This is a genomic window from Thermus parvatiensis, from assembly GCF_001535545.1.
Lineage (GTDB): Bacteria > Deinococcota > Deinococci > Deinococcales > Thermaceae > Thermus > Thermus parvatiensis.
In genome coordinates, this window is sequence record NZ_CP014141.1 from 386,826 (window position 1) to 405,810 (window position 18,985).

Below are 18,985 nucleotides of genomic sequence, written 5' to 3' on the forward strand. Positions count from 1 at the left end.
TGTAGCACCCCTACCCGGAGAGGGCCTTCAAGAAGGGGTCCAGGGCCTCGGGCTCCACCAGGGCCACGGCCTCGTGCCCCCTCCAGGGGGCGAGGACCAGATAGCTCCCGCCCAGGCGGACGAGAGCAGGGCCCAGGGCCTCTCCCGTGGCGGCCCCCAGGGCCTTGAGGGCCTGGTGGAGGGCCTTGAGCTGGGGGCGGGGGAGGGGGAGGGGGTCGTCCAGAAGCCCCAGGGCCTTCACCCCGGGGAGGCGGAGGGGGGAGAGGTCCGGCCTTTCGCCCCCCGGGGCTTCCAGGGAGCTTAGGAGGGCCTCCAGGTCTTCCTGGCCCAGCTCCTTGAGGAGGCGGTCCGCGGCCTCCTTCTCCTTCTCCAACTCTTTGAGGGCCTCCTCCGCCTGGGCCAGGGCGCGCTCCACCTCCAGGACCCCCCGGGGGCCCAGCCGGTCCAGGGCCTTCTGGGCGGGGCGGAGGAACTCCACCAGGGGACGGATGCGGCGCTGGGTGTCGCTTTTGAGCCCCTCCAGGGGGGCGTAGCGGCGGAAAAAGGCGGCGAGGCGGGTGCCGAGCTCCTGGCGCTTGGCCTCGAGGCGGTGCTTGAGGGCCTGGAGGGCCCGGGCGATGGGGGCGGGGTCGGGGAGGGGCTTTTGGCGCTCCGCCTCTATGGCCTTGAGGACCGCCTCGCCCCCAAAGGGGCGGAAGCGCTCCGCCAGGGCCTGGAGCTGGCCGAGCTCCTCCAGGGCGAGCCTCCGCCGGAGGGCCCGGGCCTCCTCCAGGCGGCGCCTCAAGGCCTCCTGGTCGGGAAGCTCCCCCCGGGCCAGGGCCCTTTCCGCCTCGGCCACCTCCTCGCCAAGTCCCAGGGCCTCTGCCTCCGCCTTGAGGGCTCTAAGGGCCGTTTCCCTTTCCAAAAGCCGCGCCCGCCGCGCCTCCTCTCCCGCGGTCTTCAGGAGCTCGGCGTAGCGGGCCCGGATCCTGGGCAGGGCCTGGGCGAGCGCCTCCCCCTCGAGGCGGGCAAGCTCCTCGGCGAGGGGCTTCGCCGCCTCGCCCAGGGCGGAAAGCTCCTCTAAGAGCCGCGCCTTCTCTTCCTTAAGGCGCCTTGCCTCCTCCTCCAGGGCCGAAAGCTCCGCCTCCAAAGCGGCGAGGTCGGGAAGCCCCCCTTCCTTAAGGGTATCCTCCGCCAGGCGGAGGGCCTCCTCCAGGGGGGCCTTGGCCTCCTGGGGGAGGGGAAGGCGGCGGAGGGCCTCCTCCAGCTGGATGAGGCGTGCCCGCCTTGCGGCCTTGGCCTCCGCCTCCGCCTCCTTCAGGGCCGCTTCCAGCTCCGTGAGCTTCTCCAGGACGGGCTGGTCCGCCTCCAGGAGGGCCTCCACCTCCGCCCGCAAGGCGGCCGCCCGGGGGTGGTCCAAAAAGGGGGCGTAGCGGAGGACGAGCTCCTCCAGGCGCCGCTTCTCCTCCGCCACCTCCAGGGCCCGGATCTCCTGGGCCTGGGGCTCGGCGAGGCTTTCCAGGTCTATGACCAGCTCCTCCTCGAGGGCCGGCGCCTCCTCCACGGTCACGAGCACGTCCTCTTCCTGGGTTTCAAAGACCATCTCGGGGAGGGTGGCGGGCTGGACGGCGCTGGAGGCCAGGTACTTGCGGAGCTCCAGGGCCAGGGCCCTAGCCCGCTCCACCTCCCCCTGGGCCAAGGTCCCCTCCCGGTGGGCCTCGCGGACGATCTGGATGAGGCTTTCCAGCCGCCGCACCTTGGGGCCGCCCAGGGGACGGACCCGCTCCAAGGCCTCCTCCAGGTGGGCGAGGTCCTGGGCCTGGCGCAGGAGGGCTTCCTCCAGCTTCTCCTCCAGGTGGTCCAGGAGGGCGAGCCCCTCCTGGAGGAGCCTGGGGTCGGGCTCCCGGCGCAGGCGGTTCACCAGGGCCCGTAGCCTTCCCACCTCGGGCCAGTCCACGTAGAGGCCGAAGCGGGCCAGGCCCCGCTCCAGGGCCTCCAGGCCCCCTTCCGGGGCCGGGGCGAGGCGGGCCAGGGCTTCCTCCACCGCCCGCCGGGCCTGGGCGGCGGGGAGGCGGGCCTGGAGCTCCCGGAAGACCAGGCCCTTAAGGAGGGTCTCGGCGTCTTTCTCGCTCAGCTCCTCCGGCCGCTTGCCCAGCCGCTTGAGCCCCTCCTCCAAAACCACCTGGGCCCGGGCCCCCAGGTGGGGCTTGAGGGTTTCCTCCAGGACCTGGTAAGGGCTTTCCCTCATGGCGCTTCCTTAACCACCCGCAGGGGCTCCCCAAAGTAGAGGGTCCGGTGGGGGAAGGGGATCTCCACGCCCTCCTGGTCCAGCCGCTTCTTGATGCGCCGGCGGAATTCCCGGGCCACGGCCCACTGCTGGGCGGGCTTGGTGCCGAAGAGGGTGCGGATGACCACGGCGGAGTCGGCCAGGTCCTGGACGCCGAGGACCTCCGGGGGGTTCGTGAACTTGTCCTGCCACTCCGGGTCCTGGAAGAAGCGCTCCGCCTCGTCCCGGAAGATGGCGAGGACGCGGTCCACGTCCTCCTTGTAGGCCACCCTCACGTCCACCACCGCTCGGCTCCACTCCTGGGTGAAGACGGTGACCTGCTGGATCTGGGAGTTGGGGATGAAGTGGGCCTTGCCCTCGAGGTCGCGGAGGACGGTGAGGCGCAGGTTGAACTTCTCCACCACGCCGTCGAGGTCCCCCACCTTCACGATGTCCCCCACGCCGTACTGGTCCTCCAGGAGGATGAAGAAGCCGTTGATGAAGTCGCGGATGAGGTTCTGGGCGGCGAAGCTTATGGCGAGCCCCGCCACCCCGGCCCCGGCGAGGAGGGCGGTGACGTTGAGGCCGAGGTTGGAGAGGAAGAGGAGGCCGCCCACGGTGACCACCGCGACCTTCAGGGCCGACTCGGAGACGTTCCTCAGGGTTTTGGTCCGCACCGCCTGCCGGGTGAGTTCCCCCTCCGTCTCCGGCAAGGGGAGGCTTTGGAGGAGGAGGGGCACCAGGCGGTAGGCCGTCCAGGTGGCGAGGAGGATGGCCCCGCCGGCCACCCCTTTCCCCCCGAGCCAGGCCACCAGGCTCCGACCCCAGGTGGCCAGGGGCTCGTAGGGAAGGCTTAGGGCGTGGCTCAGGTAGCTCGCCCCGGCCACGACCACCACCCCCCACCAGGCGTAGCCCAGGAGGCGGAAGAAGGCGTCGTCCTGGGTGCTCGGGGTGAGGGCGGCGAGCCTCCCCAAAAGCCTCGCGCCGAGCCGTCCTAAAAGGACCACCGCCGCCAGGGTGAGGGCGATGTGCAACGCGGCCAGCATGGGCCAAGTATACCGGAGCTATAGTGGGGGGGATGGAGCGGCACGTTCCCGAACCCACCCACACCCTCGAGGGCTGGCACGTCCTCCACGACTTCCGCCTCTTGGACTTCGCCCGCTGGTTCTCCGCCCCCTTGGAGGCCCGGGAGGACGCCTGGGAGGAGCTTAAAGGCCTGGTGCGGGAGTGGCGGGAGCTGGAGGAGGCGGGCCAGGGTTCCTACGGCATCTACCAGGTGGTGGGCCACAAGGCCGACCTCCTCTTCCTCAACCTCCGCCCCGGGCTTGACCCCCTTCTGGAGGCGGAGGCCCGCCTTTCTCGTTCCGCCTTCGCCCGGTACCTGGTGCGAAGCTACAGCTTTTACTCCGTGGTGGAGCTGGGAAGCCAGGAGAAGCCTTTAGACCCCGAGTCCCCCTACGTCAAGCCGCGCCTCACCCCGAGGGTCCCCAAATCGGGGTACGTCTGCTTCTACCCCATGAACAAGCGGCGCCAGGGCCAGGACAACTGGTACATGCTTCCGGCCAAGGAGCGGGCGAGCCTCATGAAGGCCCACGGGGAGACGGGGAGGAAGTACCAGGGAAAGGTGATGCAGGTCATCAGCGGGGCCCAGGGCCTGGACGACTGGGAATGGGGGGTGGACCTCTTCAGCGAAGATCCCGTCCAGTTCAAGAAGATCGTCTACGAGATGCGCTTTGACGAGGTCTCCGCCCGCTACGGGGAGTTCGGCCCCTTCTTCGTGGGCAAGTACCTGGACGAGGAGGCCCTGCGGGCCTTCCTCGGGCTTTAGAGGAGGCGCACCCAGACTTCCCGCACCCGGGGGCCGTCAAACTCCACCAGGAAGACCTGCTGCCAGCGCCCAAGCCTCAGCCGCCCCTTCTCCGCCAGGAGGAGGAGGTGGACCCCGGTGAGGAGGCTCTTGAGGTGGGCGTGGGAGTTCCCCTCCAGGTGCCGGTCCTTAGGGCGGTGCCGGGGGGCGAGCTCGGCGAGCCGGCCTAAGAGGTCCTGGGCCACCGTGGGGTCGGCCCCTTCCTGGACCGTGAGGCCGCAGGTGGTGTGGGGGACGAAGAGGTAGACCAAACCCGTGTGGCCCGAAAGGGCCGCCTCCACCTTGCGGGTGATGTTCACGAACCCCTCCTCGGGGGTGGGGACCTCGAGGCGCACCACGCCTTCCATATGGGCATGATGCCACACTGGGCGCCTTGGGAGCCGGGGTAGACTCTCCCCATGTACGAGGCGGTGCTCGCCCTGCACAACCTGGTGCGCTGGTTGGTCCTTTTCTTTGGCCTCTGGGCCCTCTTCCGCCCGGAGCCTAGGCCCGGCGCCCTCTTCGCCCACGCCCTCACCCTGCAGGTGGTCCTGGGGGTGATCCTGGCCTTCGTGAGCCCCTATTTCCAGGGGCTCCTCGCCGCCTTTGGGGAGGCCATGCGGGCCGGAGGGGAGGCCCGCTTCTTCGCGGCGGAGCACTGGGTGGGGGGGCTTGTGGCCCTGGGCCTGGCCCACGCGGGGCTTGCCCGGGCGCGGAGAGGGAAGCCCGGGGCCAGGCTTCTTTTCGGCCTGGCCCTGGGGGTGCTTCTCCTCTCCGTCCCCTGGTTCCGGCCCCTGGTACGGCTTTAGGAGGAGGGAGGCCCACCCGGGCTTCGGCGTGGAGGTCCCCCCGGGGTTTTGAGAGGAGGCCGGGCTGGGGTTCGCTATGGGGGCCTAGGCGCAAGGGGTCCTGCGCACGGCGAGGAGGCCTAGGCCTTGGCTTTCCAGTTCCAGAAGCTCCACCCGATCGTCTTCCCCGAGGCGGCCCGCCTGGGCCATGGGGTGGAACTCCTCCACGCTAAAGCGCCGCCGCCCCGGGGTCATCCCTTTCGTAGGCCAAGGCCCCATACCCCACCACCTGCTCCCTTTCCCCTCCGGCCTCGGCGCTGGTGGCGTAGGCGAGAAGCCGGGGCCTCCAGCCTGAGGACCGGGCGAGGTGGGTGAGGGTAGCCCAGGGAAGGGCCCCGCAGGCCTCGGCCCGGGCGAGCCCCTCGGCGTCCAGGGCTAGGGCCTTTTCCAGGGTTTTTGGTTCAGGGCCCGGGCTATGGGGTCTGGGTGGTAGTGGGAGAGGTCGCTGGAGGCCACCACCAGGTCCTCCCGCCCCAGTTCCTGCCCGAGCGCCTCGGCCACCTCCTTGGGGTCCACCTCCCCGAAGAGGAGTGGGAGAATGAGGGTTTGGGGGAGGACCCACTGGAGGAAGGGGAGGCTCCCAGTTCTGGCAGAAGGCGCAGAAGAGGTTGCACCTCACGGTGCCCACTGACAGGATTCCCTCCCCGGGGTGGAAGTGGTAAAGGGGCTTTTTCTCCACCGGGTCCAGGTGGACGGCGGCGGCCCTCCCGTAGGTGACCAGGTAGAGCTTCCCCCCTAGGTTCCTTCGCACTCCGCACTTGCCCGAGCCCCCTTCGGGCACGGTGCAGAAGTGGGCGCAGGCCCGGCACTGGACAAAGCCTTTAGGGGGCGCTTTAGGTCGGCTTCCCGAAGCGTGGCCGTCATTTCATAGGCTTCAAGCCCAGGATACCACGGCCTAGACTGGTCTTGTGCGCTCTTTCCCGCCGAGGTCTGAGGAGGACTTCGCCTCCTTCTTCCCCGAGGAGGCCCTCCGGCGGGGCCTGGCCTACGCCAAGGAGGGCCGGGTGAGGCGGGTCTTCCGGGTGGGGGAGAGGCTTTTGGGGGAGGTGCAGGGCTCGGAGCCCAGGCCCTACCGGGTGGAGGTGGGGCCGGGGCTTGGCGGGCGGTGCGACTGCCCCTACCCCTCTTTCCCCTGCAAGCACGCCGCCGCCCTCCTCTACGCCTATTTGGAAAGGCGCCCCGAGGACCTTAGGCTGCGCCTCGAGGCCCTTTCCCCCGAGGAGGCCAAGGGGCTTCTCCTGCGGCTTGCCGCCCTGCCCGAGGTGGCCTTCCTCCTCAAGGAGCTCCTTTCTCCCGAGGAGGCCTTCCTGGAGGGGGTTCGGCGCCTAAGGCAGGCCTTTCGCCTGGGCGGGGGGGAGGAGGAGGCCAAGGCGCTTCTCCTTAGCCTCCCCCAGGCGGGGAGGGAGGAGGTGGCGGCCTTTCTGGAGGCCCTCCTCGAGGCTCCCTTTGACCCCGGGCCTTACCTCGGGCCGGTCCTCCGCCGCTACCTGGACCTTGGGGGGGAGCTTGCCTTCTTCCTCAAGCTCTACCTCCGCCACCCCTTTGAGGCCCTGGGGGAGGCCTTCCTGGCCCTGGGGGAGAAGGCGCCGGAGAAGGCCCTGGCCCTCCTTGCGGGGGGGAGCCCCTGAAGCGCGCCCTTAAGGCGGAGCTCCTCTTCCGGCTCGGGCGGGAGGAGGAGGCCTTGGGGGTCTTGCGGGAGGGGCTTGAGGGGGTGGAGGACTACCTGGCCTTCGTGGAGCGCCTCTTGCGCCTGGGCAGGCGGGAGGAGGCCCTGCGGTACGCCGAGGAGGCCGTGGCCTGGTTCGGCAAGGACCCAAGGCTCCTTCCCCTCCTGGACCTCCTCGTGGCCCACCGGGGCGGGGTGGGGGACCACCGGGCCCGCTTTCGCCTGAGGCCCAACCTCGAGGACTACCTGGCCCTCAAGGCCAAGCTGGGCCGGGCCTTCGCCGAGGAGAGGCCCCGCCTCCTGCGCCAGGTCCAGGACCCCGCCCTCCTCGCCCGCATCTACCTCCTGGAGGAGGACTGGAAGGCCCTGGACCGCCTCCTCAAGCGGGCTTCCCCGGAGGCCTACCCCGCCCTCGCCGCGGTCTTGGAGGAGAGGCTTCCCCAGGAGGCGGCCCGGCTTTACCTGGAGGCGGCCAAGGCCCGGGTGGAGGCGGGGGGGCGGGCGGCCTACCGGGAGGCGGCGGGGCTTCTTGGGCGGCTTGCCCGCCTGGACCCCAAGAGGGCCCGGGAGGCCGCTTGGGGCCTGGTTCGGGCCTATCCCCGAAGGCGGGCCCTGCGGGAGGAGCTCGCCCCCCTCTTGGGGAGTCCTCATGAACCTCATGAACCTCGCCCATAATGAGCCCGTGGAGCGCTTTCCCTGGGTGGAGGTTTTCCGGGGGCTCGCCATCCTCAAGGTGGTCCTGCACCACGTGACGGGCCGGTTCCTGCGGGAGTTGCCCCAGGGGAGTCCCGAGTGGCTCCTTCTGGCGGGGGTGAACCGCACCCTGCACTTCGCGGTGCCCGCCTTCCTCTTCATGACCACCCTGGTCCTGGGGGCCTCCTTCTACCGGGAGTTTCGCCTGCTTCCTCGGCCGCTACTCCCTGCAGATCTACCTGGTCCATCCGATGGTCATCCGCCTTTTGGAGCGCTTCCCCGGCTTCCCCGAGCCCCTGGGGGCCAAGCCCGCCTTCCTGATCTACGGGCTTTTGGCCCTGGGGGTGCCCCTCCTCCTCGCCTGGTTTGTGGTGCGGGTCCGGATTTCGGTGGCCCTCTTCGGCCGGTAGCCTGGGCTTGCCTAGTAAATTGCCTTGTACCCCGGAGGGGGCGGGAGAAGGGAGAGAAGAACCCTAAGGCCGTAGGCGATGAGCTCCAAAAGCGCCCGCGCCATGGCCGTCCAAGGCTTCCGCTCCCAAAGGTACCCCCCACCCAGCCGCGTCTTCATCCCCCCAAACACCCCCTCCACCACCCCGCGAAACCGGTACACCTCGGGGTCCCACCCCTCCCGCGCCCGCACCCGCGCCTCCTCCCTGGCCTCGCCCCCGCCCCGAAGCCGGATCACCGGCCGCACCCCCGCCTCCCCCAAAACCCCCCACACCTCCTTCCCGTCAAACCCCGCGTCCGCCAAAAGCCACCCCCGGGAAGGAGGAAACCGCCTCAGCACCTCCCCCCCAAGCCGGGGGTCCGGGGCGTAGCCCTCCCCCACCACTCCACCCCAGGGCCATAAGAGCCGCCTCTCCCTATCCCACCGCATCAGGGCCAGAAGCCGCGCGTGCCCCCGCACCCGCCGCACCTCCTTCCCCCGACGAAAGCGGAGAAGCCGGTCCTTGCTCCGGTAGGCCAGCCCCGTGGTGTCCATGAGGTAGAGGGGGGGAAAGCGCCGCCAGGTGTGCCGGCGCCTCGTCCGAAGCCGCTTCGCCTTCCGGCGAGGACTCCGGGGCGAGATGGGCCTCCAGTTCCCGGGAAAGCCTCTCCAGGAGGGCCTCAAGGAGTTTGGGGTCCAGGTGCTTGAGGGCGTAGCGGGCCAGGGACTGGTGGGAAGGGAAGGGGCCTTCCATCAGGTCCTGGAGTGAGGCCTCCGTCTCGCGGTAGGTGAGGTGGAAGAAGGCGCGGAAGAGAAGGAGGGCCAGGTAAAGGGCGTGGCTGTAGCGCCAGGGGCGGCCCCGCTTGCCTTTGGGGGTGGGAGGGGCCACCTCCCGGGCCAGGCGCAGGCAGTGTTCCAGGACCTCCTTGGGGCTTGCCTCCCTGCGAAGGAAGCCTCGCTTGCCCATCAGGAGAGAGATATACACCCGTCCTCCTGACCTTTGCAAGGCAAGCCCCGGTACAGGACTTTACCCACATCTCCGTTTCGTGGTAAATCTCCCCTTGCGGGCGCAGCCCGTATCTGGTACCGGGGGTGATCCATGGACATGCTCAAGGTGGCCGAGGCCAGGCTCCAGGAGTTCACGGGCCGTTTTGCGAGCGTTTTCCCCCGATAAGCGCCTCCACCGACGGTTTGAAGAGGTGGTGCGGGGCGCCTTGGCCGCAGGCTCAGCCCGGGTGAGCGAGATGGTGGCCTCGCTCCCTTCTCCCCTCCAGAACCGCTTCCACCAGGCCAAAGCCCTTTACCGCTTCCTGTCCAACCCACGGGTGGAGGCAGAAGCCCTCCTTGACCGGGTCTATCAGGAGAGCGCGACTGCCCTGGAGGGTGAGGAGGTTCTGGTCCTCCTGGACCTGAGCCCGGTGGTCAAGCCCTATGCCCGGGCCCTGGAGGGGATAGCCCGGGTGGGGAAGGATAGGCGGCCCGGGTACGAGCTCCTCACCGCCCTGGGGTTGGACCCCGCGGGGCGGCTGGCCCTGGGGTACGCCCACCTGGTGGCCTACGGGGAGAGGGGGTTTGCCAGCCTGCCCAAGGAGGTGGAGGGAGCCATTGAGGCGGCCCGGGAGCGATTGGGGGGCGTGGGCAGGAGGCTGGTGTATGTGGCGGACCGGGGGTTTGACGACCGGAAGGTGTTTGGGCAGGTGCTGGCCCTGGGGGAGGAGTTCGTGGTGCGGGTCTACCGGGACCGGAAGCTTGGGGAGGGGGGTTCTCTGGCGAAGGTGGCTTCTTCCCTGGCCCTTCCCTGTGGGGAGGAGGTGGAGCTGAGGGTAGGGGGCAGGTACCAGCGGGTGCGGCTCCACTTCGGATGGAGGGAGGTGGAGGTGGAGGGGAGGCGGCTCCACCTGGTGGTCTGCCGGGTGCCAGCCCTGGGGCGGCGTGGGGAGTGGTGGCTACTGACCAGCTTGCCGGTGAGGGGGAGGGAGGAGGCGGCGCGGGTGGTGGAGGCGTACCGCAGGCGGTGGGAGGTGGAGCGGTTCTTCCGGCTTTTGAAGACGGGGCTGGGGCTTGAGACCTTCCAGGTGCGGGGGCTTGCCCGGATCCGGAAGGTGGTGGCGGTTTTGCTGGGGCTGGCGGTGTTCCTTTGGGAAGTTGAGCGGTTGGGGGATCCGTTCAAGGGGTTTCTTTTGCAGCTCGGGGGCAAGCTGGGGCTGCCCAGCGAGAGGGATGGTCCGTACCTGCTCCTGAGGGGCCTGGTTCGCCTGCTCAACTATGAAGTCACCCAAGAACTCTTGAAGCAGGCTAAGGGAGGGCGAGGAAGGAGTTTTGGGTAAAGCCCTGCCGGTAGCCTTGACACCGCCCCCCCTTTTCCCGCATAGTAGGGGGTGCGGCCATACCTTGGAGGGTTGGCCGAGCGGTTGAAGGCGGCGGTCTTGAAAACCGCTGTGGGCGCGAAGCCCACCGGGGGTTCGAATCCCTCACCCTCCGCCAAAGGCTTGGAGAGGTGGCCGAGTGGTCGAAGGCGGCACCCTGCTAAGGTGTTGCACCGGGAAAACCGGTGCCGCGGGTTCGAATCCCGCCCTCTCCGCCAAAAGGCCCGGGACCTCCCGGGCCTTCCCTTTTGTAGCCTTGGGGGGATGGAGCTTCCCCTTCCTCCCCTCCTTCCCTGCCGGATCCTCCGGCGGGCGAACCGGTTCGTGGTGGAGGCGGACGTGGGCCCCCTCCACCTCGCCAACACGGGCCGCCTCACCGAGCTTCTCCTCCCCGGAACCCGGGGCCACTACCACCCGAGGCCCACGGCCAAGACCCGGGGGCGGCTTTACCTGGTGGAGCGGGAAGGCGTCCTCGTGGGGGTGGACGCCACCCTGGCGGGGCCCCTTCTGGAAAGGCTCCTTCGCGCTGGGCGCTACGGACCCCTGGAGGCCTTGCGGCGGGAAGTGGGGTTACGGGGGGAAAGGCTGGACTTCTGGGCCCGGGTGGGGGGGAGGGAGGCCTTCTTTGAGGCCAAGAACGCGAACCGGCTGGAGGGGGCCCTCGCCCTCTTCCCCGACGCCCCCACCTCGAGGGGGGCGCGCCACCTCCGCCTCCTCGCCGCCTTGGCCCGGGAGGGCTACGGGGCCTTCGCCGTTTGGCTCGTCCAGCACCCCCTGGCCGAGGCCTTTGCCCTGGACCCCGCGGACCGACCCCTCCTCGAGGCCGCCCAAGCGGCGCGGGAGGCCGGGGTGGTCCTGGAGGCCTATAGGGTTCGGCCGAGCCTGGAGGCCCTCCGCCTCGAGGCCCCCCTCCCTTGGGTCTGGCTCACCCCCCCAGGAGGATCTGGAAGGCCACCATGAGGGCCACGGAGAGGGTGAGGACCGTGGCCACCCCCTCGGCCTCGGCCTCCTTCAGGGCGTCGGGGAGGAGCTCGGCCGCGGCCATCCAGATCATGGCCCCGGCGGCGAAGCCGAGCCCCACGGGGAGGACGGGCTTAAAGAGCTCCACCAGCAAGAAGGCGGGCACGGCCATGAGGGGCTGGGGCAGGCTGGAGAAGACGCTCCAAAAGGCGGCCCCCAGGACGCTCACCCCCCGGGGAATGAGCACCAGGCTGATGGCCAGCCCCTCGGGGATGTTTTGGATGGCGATGGCCAAGGTGATGAAGATCCCCAAGGCCTCCCCACCCCCGAAGGCCACCCCCACCCCTACGCCCTCGGCGAAGGAATGGAGGGTCATGATGCCCACGATCAGGAGGGCCTTGCGGGCGTTTAGGCCCTCGAGTTCGCCGAAGCTTACCTCCCGGCCCTCCAGGTACCGGTGGGAAAGGAGGATGAAGAGGAGGCCGAGGCCCACGCCCACCAGGGTCCGCCCCAGGCTGTAGTTCACCCCCTCGTAGATCAGGCCGAAGCTCGCCGCCACCATAAGCCCGGCGGCGGCGGCGTTGGCGAGGCCGAGGTGCCGCGGCGTGATCCCGCGGGTGAAGAGGAAGGGGAGGGCGCCGAGGCCTGTGGCGACGGCGGTGAGGAGGGCGTAGAGGAACACCGTCCAGGGAGTGATGGGCAGGCCTTCCATACCGGGCCTATTTTATTGCAAGTAGTTATCACTTGCAAGAAGCCAGTCGCGCACCGCCCGGGCCACCGCCTCCCGGCTCCGGTCTAAGAGGAGGTCGTGGCCGCTTTCCGGGAAGACGAGGTAGTCCTTCCTCGGGCTTCCCAGGAGGGCGAAGTACCGGTCCACCCCCTTCACCACTCGGTCTTTCCCCGCCGCCACCACCAGGGCCCGGGCCTTCACCTGGGGGAGGACCTCCGGGGTTTTGCGCATGAGGGCGAGGAGCTCCAGGACGGCCCGGGTGGGGAAGTAGGGGTAGTTGGGGTTGCGCTTCCTGAGCTCCGGGTCCTCTATGGAGGGCGGGCCGGGAAAGCGGGGGATGAGCCAGTAGAGGTAGGGCGCCAAGGGGGCCAGGGGGTTTTTCAGGGCGAAGGCGGGGGCCAGGGCCACGAGGGCCTTTGTGGGGTGGCGGGCGGCGAGGTGGGCGGCGAGAAGCCCCCCCATGGAAAGCCCCACCACCCCCCGGGGCTCGGGAAGCTCCAGGTAGGCCTCCTCCGCCGCCAGGAGCCAGTCCTGAAAGCGCACCTTTAGGAGGTCCTCGGGCCTTGTGCCGTGGCCCGGCAGAGCGGGCTGGCGCACCTCCCACCCCGCCTCCTTAAGCCTTTCCGGCAGGGGGCCGAGGGTGAGGACGGGGTGGGAGGTGAAGCCGTGGAGGAGGAGAAGGTGCATGCCTAAGCATACCTCGTCTGGACGGGAGGGTGCGCCCGTGGTAAAACGTGGGGCGAATGCTTTCGGGGGATCTGGCCGAGTTCCCGTTTCCCTCCCTGGTGGGGGCGCTGATGAGCGCCGGGCGCACGGGGAGGCTGCACCTGCGCCCCCCTTTTTTGGAGGCCGAGGTCTACCTTCGGGGCGGGCAGGTGGTCCACGCCAAGGCCCAGGCGGGGGAGAGGGCCTTGGAAGGGGAGGAGGCCCTGGACCTCCTGGTGGGGCTCAGGCGGGCCCCCTTCGTCTTTGAGCCCGAGGCGCTTCCGCCCCACACCACCCTGCTTGGGGGCCTCGAGGTCCCGGCCCGGCTCGCCCAGGCCCAAGCCGCCTGGGAGAAGATCAAGCTGCCCGCCGACTGGGGCCTCCGCCTCCGCCTGCCCCGGGAGGGGAGCGCGGTGGAGCTTCCCCCGGAGGCCGTGGGACTCCTCGCCCGGGTAGAGGGGAAGCGGATCGCCGAGGTCCTCCTCGCCCCCGGGGTGTTGCGGCAGGCCCGGGTCCTCAGCACCCTCTTAGAGATGGGGGCCTTGGAGGCGGTTCCCCAGGTGGACCTTCCCCCCGAGCGCCTCGTGGTCCTCCCCATCTACGGGCCGGGCTCGGGGGTGGCCTACGTGGACGAAGCCCTCTACGCCCAGTGGGCCTGGGCCATCCGCCGAGGGTTTAGGGTGCGGCTCCTGCCCCCGGGGGCGGTCCTCGAGGTCCGCCCCCGGCCCAACCTCCAGGGGAGGGTGGGGCTTATGGAGGAGGACCTGAAGCGCCTGCGCCTCCGCCGGGGGGACAAGGTGGAGGCCGTGCCGGAGGTGTAGCCCATGGACATCCTGGCCTGGAACGAAACCCTGAACCGCATCGTTTTCGGCTTACCCATGAAGCTGGTCTACCTCCTGGTGGGGGCCTACCTGGTGATCTTCCGGATCCGCTGGTTCAGCGCCCCCCTCAGGATGGCGCGGGTGGCCTTCAGCGAGACCCTGGGGGCGATCCGGGAGCGGGCCTACGGCTTCGGCGGCCAGATCACCCCCTTCCAGGCCACCATGGTGGCCCTCTCCGCCACCCTGGGCACGGGCCACCTTTTGGGGATGCTGGCGGCGGTCCTCGTGGGGGGGCCGGGGGCGGTGTTCTGGATGTGGGTGGGCTACTTCTTCGGCACCGGCACGAAGTTCGCCGAGGCCACCCTGGCGGTCCACTACCGCCGCCGCTTCGCCGACGGCTCCGTTTCCGGCGGGCCCATGTACTACCTCTCTCGGGGCCTCCCCAGACTGCGCTTCCTGGGCCACCTTTTCGCCTTCTTCGCCGCGGTGGCCGCTTTTGGCATCGGCAACCTCTCCCAGGCGGGGGCGGTGGGGGGGGCCCTGGTTCCCTTGGGGGCCCCGCCCGCCCTGGTGGGCCTCTTCCTCGCCCTTCTGGTGGGCCTCGTCCTGGGCGGGGGGATCGTGCGGGTGGCCCGCTTCGCCCAGGTGGTGGTGCCCTTGAAGCTCCTCCTCTTCCTGGTGGCCTTGGGGCCCCTCCTCGTCCTTTACGCCGGGAGGATTCCCGAGGCCCTGGCCCTGGTCTTCCAGGCCGCCTTCACCCCGGAGGCGGCCTTGGGCGGGGCCGCGGGCTACAGCCTCTTCGCCGTGATCAACGCCGGGCTCGGCCGGGGCATCTTCGCCAACGAGGCGGGGCTGGGCTCGGCCGCCATCGCCCACGCCCAGGCCCAGGTGGACCACCCCGTGCGCCAGGGGTTCTGGGGGGTCACGGAGATGTTCGTGAGCTTTCTGGTGACCTCCCTTACCGCCCTCACCTTCGTCGCCTCGGGGCTTTGGCGCCAGGGGGAAACCGCCGCCGAGGCAGCCCAGGCCCTTTTCCAGGCCCATCCCTTGGGGGGTGTGGTCCTCGCCCTCACCGTGGCGGTCTTCGCCTTGGGCACCATGGTCTCCTGGGGGTTTTACGGGGAGGAGGCGGCGGCCTTCCTCCTGGGGGAGGGGGTGCGCTGGCCCTACCGGCTTGCCTTCGCCACCTTGGCCTTCGTGGGGCCTCTCGGGGGCCTCGAGGCCTTCCTGGCCGTCTCCGACACCTTAAATGGCCTCATGGCTTTCCCCAACCTCCTGGGCTTGGTCCTTTTGGGCGGGGTGGTGGGCCGCCTGGTCTACGGCTTCTTCCGGGGCGAGCCCTGGATCCCGCCCCGCTAGGCGCCGGGCCTACCTCCTTTGGGGCCCCCACCGTGGCTTTCGCCACGGCGGGGTACTTAGCCCCTCCACTCCCGTATGGGCACGAGCTCGCCCCCCGAAACCTCCTTGCGCACCGGGCGGTAGCGGCGGTCAAACCAGATTTCTAGGACCGCCCGGTCCAGGCTCTTGGGGGACACGATCTCCTTGCGCACGTAGTAGCCCGACTCGGTGGGGCTGATCTCGGCGCTTTTGGAAAGCCTTAGCTCCACCACCTCGCCGCTTTTCGTGCGCACCCGCACCCGGAAGGCCAGGGGGCCTTCGGGCTGCACGTGGGGGTCCTTGCGGAAGAACATCACGCCTCCTTGAGGTCCGCCACCTGGGCCCCGGTGAGGGCGAGGAGCTCCTTGGGGGTGGCCCGGAAAAGGGCCTTCGGGGTTCCCCCGGCCGCCCAGACCTCGGGGTAGCCCAGGAGGTCCTCGTCCAGGTAGGCGGGCAAGGGCGTGTTGTGCCCCACCGGGGGGACGCCCCCGATGGCGAAGCCGGTGAGCTCCCGCACCTCCTCTGGCGTGGCCTGGCGCAAGGGGCCGCCCACCAGACGCGTGGCCTTTCCCAGATCCAGCCGGTTCTTCCCGCTCACCAGGAAGAGGTAGGCCCCCTTTTCCCCCACGAAGACCAGGCTCTTCACGATCTGCCCCACCTCCGCCCCCACGGCCTGGGCGGCCTCTTTGGCGGTGCGGGTGGAGGCGGGAAGCTCCACCACCTTCAGGTGGCCGAAGCCCCGGGCCTCGAGGGCCCCTTGGACCCGTCGGGCGGAGGGGGAGAGGCTCATAGGGCGGCGAGGAGCTCGGCGAGGAGGGCGGCGCGGCGGGGAATCTCCGGCACCACCACGTACTCCGTCTTCTGGTGGGCGTCGCCCCCGAAAAGCCCCAGGCCGTCCAGGGTGGGCACCCCCAGGGCGGCGGTGAAGTTCCCGTCCGACCCCCCGCCCACCCGGCCGGGCTCGAGCCTCAGGCCCAGGGCTTCCCCGATGGCCCGGGCCTTGGCGAAGAGGGCGAGGCTTGCCTCCGTGGGCTCCATGGGGGGGCGGTTGAGGCCGCCCGAGAGCACGAGCCTGGCCCCCGGCAGGACGGGCTTTAGGGCCTTAAGCCCTTCCTCCACCCGCCGCACCTCCTCCAGGGTCCAGGCCCTGAGGTCAATCTCCACCTCCGCCTCCTCGGCCACCACGTTGGTGGCCGTGCCGCCCCGGATGCGGTTCGGCCCCAGGGTGGTCCCCTTCTCCCGGTCCTCCAGGGCCGCCACCTTGAGGACCTGGTGGGCGAGCTCCAGGATGGCGTTCACCCCTTTCTCCGGCTCCACCCCCTGGTGGGCGGCCTTGCCGATGGCCCTAAGCCGGTAAAGCCCCACCCCCTTGCGGGCCACCTTCAGGTGGCCTTCCGCGGTGGGGGGTTCCAGGACCAGCACCGCCCGGGCCTTCTTGGCGGCGGCCTCAATGAGGGGGCGGCTTTCCGGGGAGCCCACCTCCTCGTCGGGGGTGAAGAGGACCTCGAGGGCGGGAAGCCTCCGCCCCGTGGCCTCGGCGTAGCGCAGGGCGTAGAGGAGGGCGATGATGCCCCCCTTCATGTCGTAGATCCCGGGACCGATGGCCTTCTCCCGCTCCAGGCGGAAGGGCTCGGGGAAGCTCCCCTTGGGGTGGACGGTGTCGTAGTGGCAGAGGAGGAGCACGGGGGCGCCCTCGCCCCCCCGCTTGAGGAGGAGGACGGGGCCCGCGGGGGTGTCCTTGCGGGAGAGGCGGCCCTCGAGGGGCCCGAAGGCCTCCTCCAGGAAGCGGGCGGCCTCTTCCAGGCCCTCCAGGTCCCCCGAGGGGGACTCCCGGCGGACGAAGGCCTCCAGGTCCTTGAGGATCTCGGGGAGGCGGGCTTCCATCCAACGAAGGCTTTCCATGGCTCCATTATGGCAGGGCGTCGCCTTAGAAGCAGGACTTTACCCACATCTCCGTTTCGTGGTAAATCTCCCCTTGCGGGCGCAGCCCGTATCTGGTACCGGGGGTGATCCATGGACATGCTCAAGGTGGCCGAGGCCAGGCTCCAGGAGTTCACGGGCCGTTTTGCGAGCGTTTTCCCCCGATAAGCGCCTCCACCGACGGTTTGAAGAGGTGGTGCGGGGCGCCTTGGCCGCAGGCTCAGCCCGGGTGAGCGAGATGGTGGCCTCGCTCCCTTCTCCCCTCCAGAACCGCTTCCACCAGGCCAAAGCCCTTTACCGCTTCCTGTCCAACCCACGGGTGGAGGCAGAAGCCCTCCTTGACCGGGTCTATCAGGAGAGCGCGACTGCCCTGGAGGGTGAGGAGGTTCTGGTCCTCCTGGACCTGAGCCCGGTGGCCAAGCCCTATGCCCGGGCCCTGGAGGGGATAGCCCGGGTGGGGAAGGATAGGCGGCCCGGGTACGAGCTCCTCACCGCCCTGGGGTTGGACCCCGCGGGGCGGCTGGCCCTGGGGTACGCCCACCTGGTGGCCTACGGGGAGAGGGGGTTTGCCAGCCTGCCCAAGGAGGTGGAGGGAGCCATTGAGGCGGCCCGGGAGCGATTGGGGGGCGTGGGCAGGAGGCTGGTGTATGTGGCGGACCGGGGGTTTGACGACCGGAAGGTGTTTGGGCAGGTGCTGGCCCTGGGGGAGGAGTTCGTGGTGCGGGTCTACCGGGACCGGAAGCTTGGGGAGGGGGGTTCTCTGGCGAAGGTGGCTTCTTCCCTGGCCCTTCCCTGTGGGGAGGAGGTGGAGCTGAGGGTAGGGGGCAGGTACCAGCGGGTGCGGCTCCACTTCGGATGGAGGGAGGTGGAGGTGGAGGGGAGGCGGCTCCACCTGGTGGTCTGCCGGGTGCCAGCCCTGGGGCGGCGTGGGGAGTGGTGGCTACTGACCAGCTTGCCGGTGAGGGGGAGGGAGGAGGCGGCGCAGGTGGTGGAGGCGTACCGCAGGCGGTGGGAGGTGGAGCGGTTCTTCCGGCTTTTGAAGACGGGGCTGGGGCTTGAGACCTTCCAGGTGCGGGGGCTTGCCCGGATCCGGAAGGTGGTGGCGGTTTTGCTGGGGCTGGCGGTGTTCCTTTGGGAAGTTGAGCGGTTGGGGGATCCGTTCAAGGGGTTTCTTTTGCAGCTCGGGGGCAAGCTGGGGCTGCCCAGCGAGAGGGATGGTCCGTACCTGCTCCTGAGGGGCCTGGTTCGCCTGCTCAACTATGAAGTCACCCAAGAACTCTTGAAGCAGGCTAAGGGAGGGCGAGGAAGGAGTTTTGGGTAAAGCCCTGCTGTTAGAAGGTATTGCCAAAGAGGGGTTTTGCCTGTACACTAGGGCAGTTGAGGGCTCTCAGGGCCAGCCCCTGGCCCTGAGGGTGGGCCCCGTGTGGGGCTTCACGGAGGGCGTTCCCCTCCGGGGGGATCTTGAGAACAAGGGGGCAAGTCCAAGAAGAAGGGAGTGGTGGCACTGCCGACGATCAATCAGCTCGTCCGAAAGGGCCGCGAGAAGGTCCGCAAAAAGAGCAAGGTTCCGGCGCTGAAGGGGGCGCCCTTCCGCCGGGGGGTGTGCACCGTGGTGCGCACCGTCACCCCCAAGAAGCCCAACTCGGCGCTCCGTAAGGTGGCCAAGGTGCGCCTCACCTCCGGCTACGAGGTGACCGCCTACATCCCCGGCGAGGGGCACAACCTTCAGGAGCACTCGGTGGTCCTCATCCGGGGCGGCCGTGTGAAGGACCTGCCGGGCGTGCGCTACCACATCGTGCGCGGGGTCTACGACGCCGCGGGGGTGAAGGACCGGAAGAAGAGCCGCTCCAAGTACGGGACCAAGAAGCCCAAGGAGGCGGCCAAGACCGCGGCCAAGAAGTAGGTGAGCTATGGCACGGAGAAGGAGAGCAGAGGTCCGTCAGCTCCAGCCCGACCTGGTCTACGGGGACGTGCTGGTCACGGCCTTCATCAACAAGATCATGCGGGAGGGCAAGAAGAACCTGGCCGCCCGCATCTTCTACGACGCCTGCAAGATCATCCAGGAGAAGACCGGCCAGGAGCCCCTCAAGGTCTTCAAGCAGGCGGTGGAGAACGTCAAGCCCCGGATGGAGGTCCGTTCCCGCCGCGTGGGCGGGGCCAACTACCAGGTCCCCATGGAGGTCTCCCCGAGGCGCCAGCAGTCCCTGGCCTTGAGGTGGCTCGTTCAGGCGGCCAACCAGCGCCCCGAGCGGCGCGCGGCGGTGCGCATCGCCCACGAGCTGATGGACGCCGCCGAGGGTAAGGGCGGGGCGGTGAAGAAGAAGGAGGACGTGGAGCGGATGGCCGAGGCGAACCGGGCCTACGCCCACTACCGGTGGTGA

20 protein-coding genes, 2 tRNA genes and 4 pseudogenes are annotated in these 18,985 nt (G+C 69.7%); 14 read left to right on the forward strand and 12 right to left on the reverse strand.

Annotated features, from left to right (window positions below; translation table 11 throughout):
• Positions 1–10: 10 nt before the first annotated feature.
• Complete coding sequence (locus tag AV541_RS02170) at positions 11–2,227, reverse strand: coiled-coil domain-containing protein (protein ID WP_060384134.1); 2,217 nt, start codon at positions 2,225–2,227, stop codon at positions 11–13.
• On the reverse strand, positions 2,224–3,291 hold the full coding sequence (locus tag AV541_RS02175) for a mechanosensitive ion channel family protein (protein WP_082709622.1): 1,068 nt from the start codon (positions 3,289–3,291) through the stop codon (positions 2,224–2,226). Before AV541_RS02175 ends, AV541_RS02170 begins: the two co-directional genes overlap by 4 nt.
• A gap of 32 nt (positions 3,292–3,323) precedes the next feature.
• Between AV541_RS02175 and hemQ the strand changes: the two genes are divergently transcribed.
• Entirely contained in the window at positions 3,324–4,073 is a 750-nt protein-coding gene (hemQ, locus tag AV541_RS02180; protein WP_060384135.1) for a hydrogen peroxide-dependent heme synthase, read from the forward strand.
• On the opposite strand, the gene AV541_RS02185 is transcribed toward hemQ, so the two are convergent.
• A complete protein-coding gene (locus tag AV541_RS02185; RefSeq protein WP_038035549.1) occupies positions 4,070–4,459 on the reverse strand; it encodes a secondary thiamine-phosphate synthase enzyme YjbQ in 390 nt (129 codons plus the stop codon). The two genes, hemQ and AV541_RS02185, sit on opposite strands and share 4 nt — an antisense overlap.
• Positions 4,460–4,510: 51 nt before the next feature.
• On the opposite strand from AV541_RS02185, the gene AV541_RS02190 reads away from it, so the two are divergent.
• The gene (locus tag AV541_RS02190) at positions 4,511–4,900 is read left to right on the forward strand and encodes a hypothetical protein (RefSeq protein WP_011173734.1); all 390 of its coding nucleotides are present in this window, start codon (positions 4,511–4,513) and stop codon (positions 4,898–4,900) included.
• A 132-nt stretch (positions 4,901–5,032) separates the two neighbouring features.
• Here the strand turns inward: AV541_RS02190 and AV541_RS13475 are convergent.
• The 3 pseudogenes from AV541_RS13475 to AV541_RS13310 all read right to left on the reverse strand — a co-directional run.
• A pseudogene (locus tag AV541_RS13475) lies at positions 5,033–5,134 on the reverse strand (Uma2 family endonuclease); the annotation flags it as partial.
• Positions 5,109–5,515 (reverse strand): annotated as a pseudogene (amrB, locus tag AV541_RS02195) (AmmeMemoRadiSam system protein B); the annotation flags it as partial. The pseudogenes amrB and AV541_RS13475, both read right to left, overlap by 26 nt.
• 1 nt (position 5,516) lies before the next feature.
• Positions 5,517–5,803: pseudogene (locus AV541_RS13310) on the reverse strand (radical SAM protein); the annotation flags it as partial.
• Positions 5,804–5,847: 44 nt separating this feature from the next.
• Here AV541_RS13310 and AV541_RS02200 point away from each other — a divergent pair.
• Together AV541_RS02200 and AV541_RS11980 are read left to right on the forward strand one after the other, a co-directional pair.
• A pseudogene (locus AV541_RS02200) lies at positions 5,848–7,280 on the forward strand (SWIM zinc finger family protein).
• Between the two features lie 269 nt (positions 7,281–7,549).
• Positions 7,550–7,708 carry a hypothetical protein gene (locus AV541_RS11980; protein WP_238530070.1) on the forward strand — a complete coding sequence of 53 codons (159 nt, stop codon included), beginning with the start codon at positions 7,550–7,552 and terminating at the stop codon, positions 7,706–7,708.
• 11 nt (positions 7,709–7,719) lie between these two features.
• On the opposite strand, the gene AV541_RS02205 is transcribed toward AV541_RS11980, so the two are convergent.
• On the reverse strand, positions 7,720–8,367 hold the full coding sequence (locus AV541_RS02205; protein ID WP_224065233.1) for a transposase: 648 nt from the start codon (positions 8,365–8,367) through the stop codon (positions 7,720–7,722).
• On the opposite strand from AV541_RS02205, the gene AV541_RS11985 reads away from it, so the two are divergent.
• From AV541_RS11985 to AV541_RS02230, 5 genes are all read left to right on the forward strand, one after another.
• Entirely contained in the window at positions 8,309–8,494 is a 186-nt protein-coding gene (locus AV541_RS11985; RefSeq protein WP_223966770.1) for a hypothetical protein, read from the forward strand. The genes AV541_RS02205 and AV541_RS11985 overlap by 59 nt on opposite strands.
• Before the next feature lie 433 nt (positions 8,495–8,927).
• Positions 8,928–10,052 carry a transposase gene (locus AV541_RS02215; protein WP_008630830.1) on the forward strand — a complete coding sequence of 375 codons (1,125 nt, stop codon included), beginning with the start codon at positions 8,928–8,930 and terminating at the stop codon, positions 10,050–10,052.
• Positions 10,053–10,118: 66 nt separating this feature from the next.
• Positions 10,119–10,209 (forward strand) — tRNA-Ser (locus AV541_RS02220).
• A 7-nt stretch (positions 10,210–10,216) separates the two neighbouring features.
• A tRNA-Ser gene (locus AV541_RS02225) sits at positions 10,217–10,309 on the forward strand.
• Between the two features lie 46 nt (positions 10,310–10,355).
• Complete coding sequence (locus tag AV541_RS02230) at positions 10,356–11,051, forward strand: DNA/RNA nuclease SfsA (protein ID WP_038035573.1); 696 nt, start codon at positions 10,356–10,358, stop codon at positions 11,049–11,051.
• Here the strand turns inward: AV541_RS02230 and AV541_RS02235 are convergent.
• A complete protein-coding gene (locus tag AV541_RS02235; RefSeq protein ID WP_060384136.1) occupies positions 11,017–11,763 on the reverse strand; it encodes a ZIP family metal transporter in 747 nt (248 codons plus the stop codon). The two genes, AV541_RS02230 and AV541_RS02235, sit on opposite strands and share 35 nt — an antisense overlap.
• Positions 11,764–11,775: 12 nt before the next feature.
• Positions 11,776–12,468, reverse strand: coding sequence for an alpha/beta hydrolase (locus AV541_RS02240; protein ID WP_060384137.1), 693 nt, complete (start codon positions 12,466–12,468; stop codon positions 11,776–11,778).
• A gap of 56 nt (positions 12,469–12,524) precedes the next feature.
• On the opposite strand from AV541_RS02240, the gene AV541_RS02245 reads away from it, so the two are divergent.
• Together AV541_RS02245 and AV541_RS02250 are read left to right on the forward strand one after the other, a co-directional pair.
• The gene (locus tag AV541_RS02245; RefSeq protein WP_008633435.1) at positions 12,525–13,307 is read left to right on the forward strand and encodes a DUF4388 domain-containing protein; all 783 of its coding nucleotides are present in this window, start codon (positions 12,525–12,527) and stop codon (positions 13,305–13,307) included.
• Between the two features lie 3 nt (positions 13,308–13,310).
• Positions 13,311–14,666 carry an alanine/glycine:cation symporter family protein gene (locus AV541_RS02250; RefSeq protein WP_060384138.1) on the forward strand — a complete coding sequence of 452 codons (1,356 nt, stop codon included), beginning with the start codon at positions 13,311–13,313 and terminating at the stop codon, positions 14,664–14,666.
• Positions 14,667–14,722: 56 nt separating this feature from the next.
• Here the strand turns inward: AV541_RS02250 and AV541_RS02255 are convergent, their stop codons facing one another.
• From AV541_RS02255 to AV541_RS02265, 3 genes are read right to left on the reverse strand one after another with little or no spacing between them, the layout of a single operon-like run.
• Entirely contained in the window at positions 14,723–15,001 is a 279-nt protein-coding gene (locus AV541_RS02255) for a hypothetical protein (RefSeq protein WP_141607725.1), read from the reverse strand.
• Positions 14,998–15,474 carry a YbaK/EbsC family protein gene (locus tag AV541_RS02260; RefSeq protein WP_008633432.1) on the reverse strand — a complete coding sequence of 159 codons (477 nt, stop codon included), beginning with the start codon at positions 15,472–15,474 and terminating at the stop codon, positions 14,998–15,000. The genes AV541_RS02255 and AV541_RS02260 overlap by 4 nt, the downstream gene beginning before the upstream one ends.
• Entirely contained in the window at positions 15,471–16,586 is a 1,116-nt protein-coding gene (locus tag AV541_RS02265; protein ID WP_008633431.1) for a M20 family metallopeptidase, read from the reverse strand. Before AV541_RS02265 ends, AV541_RS02260 begins: the two co-directional genes overlap by 4 nt.
• A 214-nt stretch (positions 16,587–16,800) precedes the next feature.
• On the opposite strand from AV541_RS02265, the gene AV541_RS02270 reads away from it, so the two are divergent.
• The 3 genes from AV541_RS02270 (at position 16,801) to rpsG (ending at position 18,985) form a co-directional block, all read left to right on the forward strand.
• Positions 16,801–17,925 (forward strand): transposase, encoded by a 1,125-nt coding sequence (locus AV541_RS02270; protein ID WP_008632315.1) that lies wholly within the window; start codon positions 16,801–16,803, stop codon positions 17,923–17,925.
• A 174-nt stretch (positions 17,926–18,099) separates the two neighbouring features.
• Complete coding sequence (gene rpsL / locus AV541_RS02275) at positions 18,100–18,507, forward strand: 30S ribosomal protein S12 (RefSeq protein WP_008633430.1); 408 nt, start codon at positions 18,100–18,102, stop codon at positions 18,505–18,507.
• A 7-nt stretch (positions 18,508–18,514) separates the two neighbouring features.
• The gene (rpsG, locus tag AV541_RS02280; protein ID WP_060384139.1) at positions 18,515–18,985 is read left to right on the forward strand and encodes a 30S ribosomal protein S7; all 471 of its coding nucleotides are present in this window, start codon (positions 18,515–18,517) and stop codon (positions 18,983–18,985) included.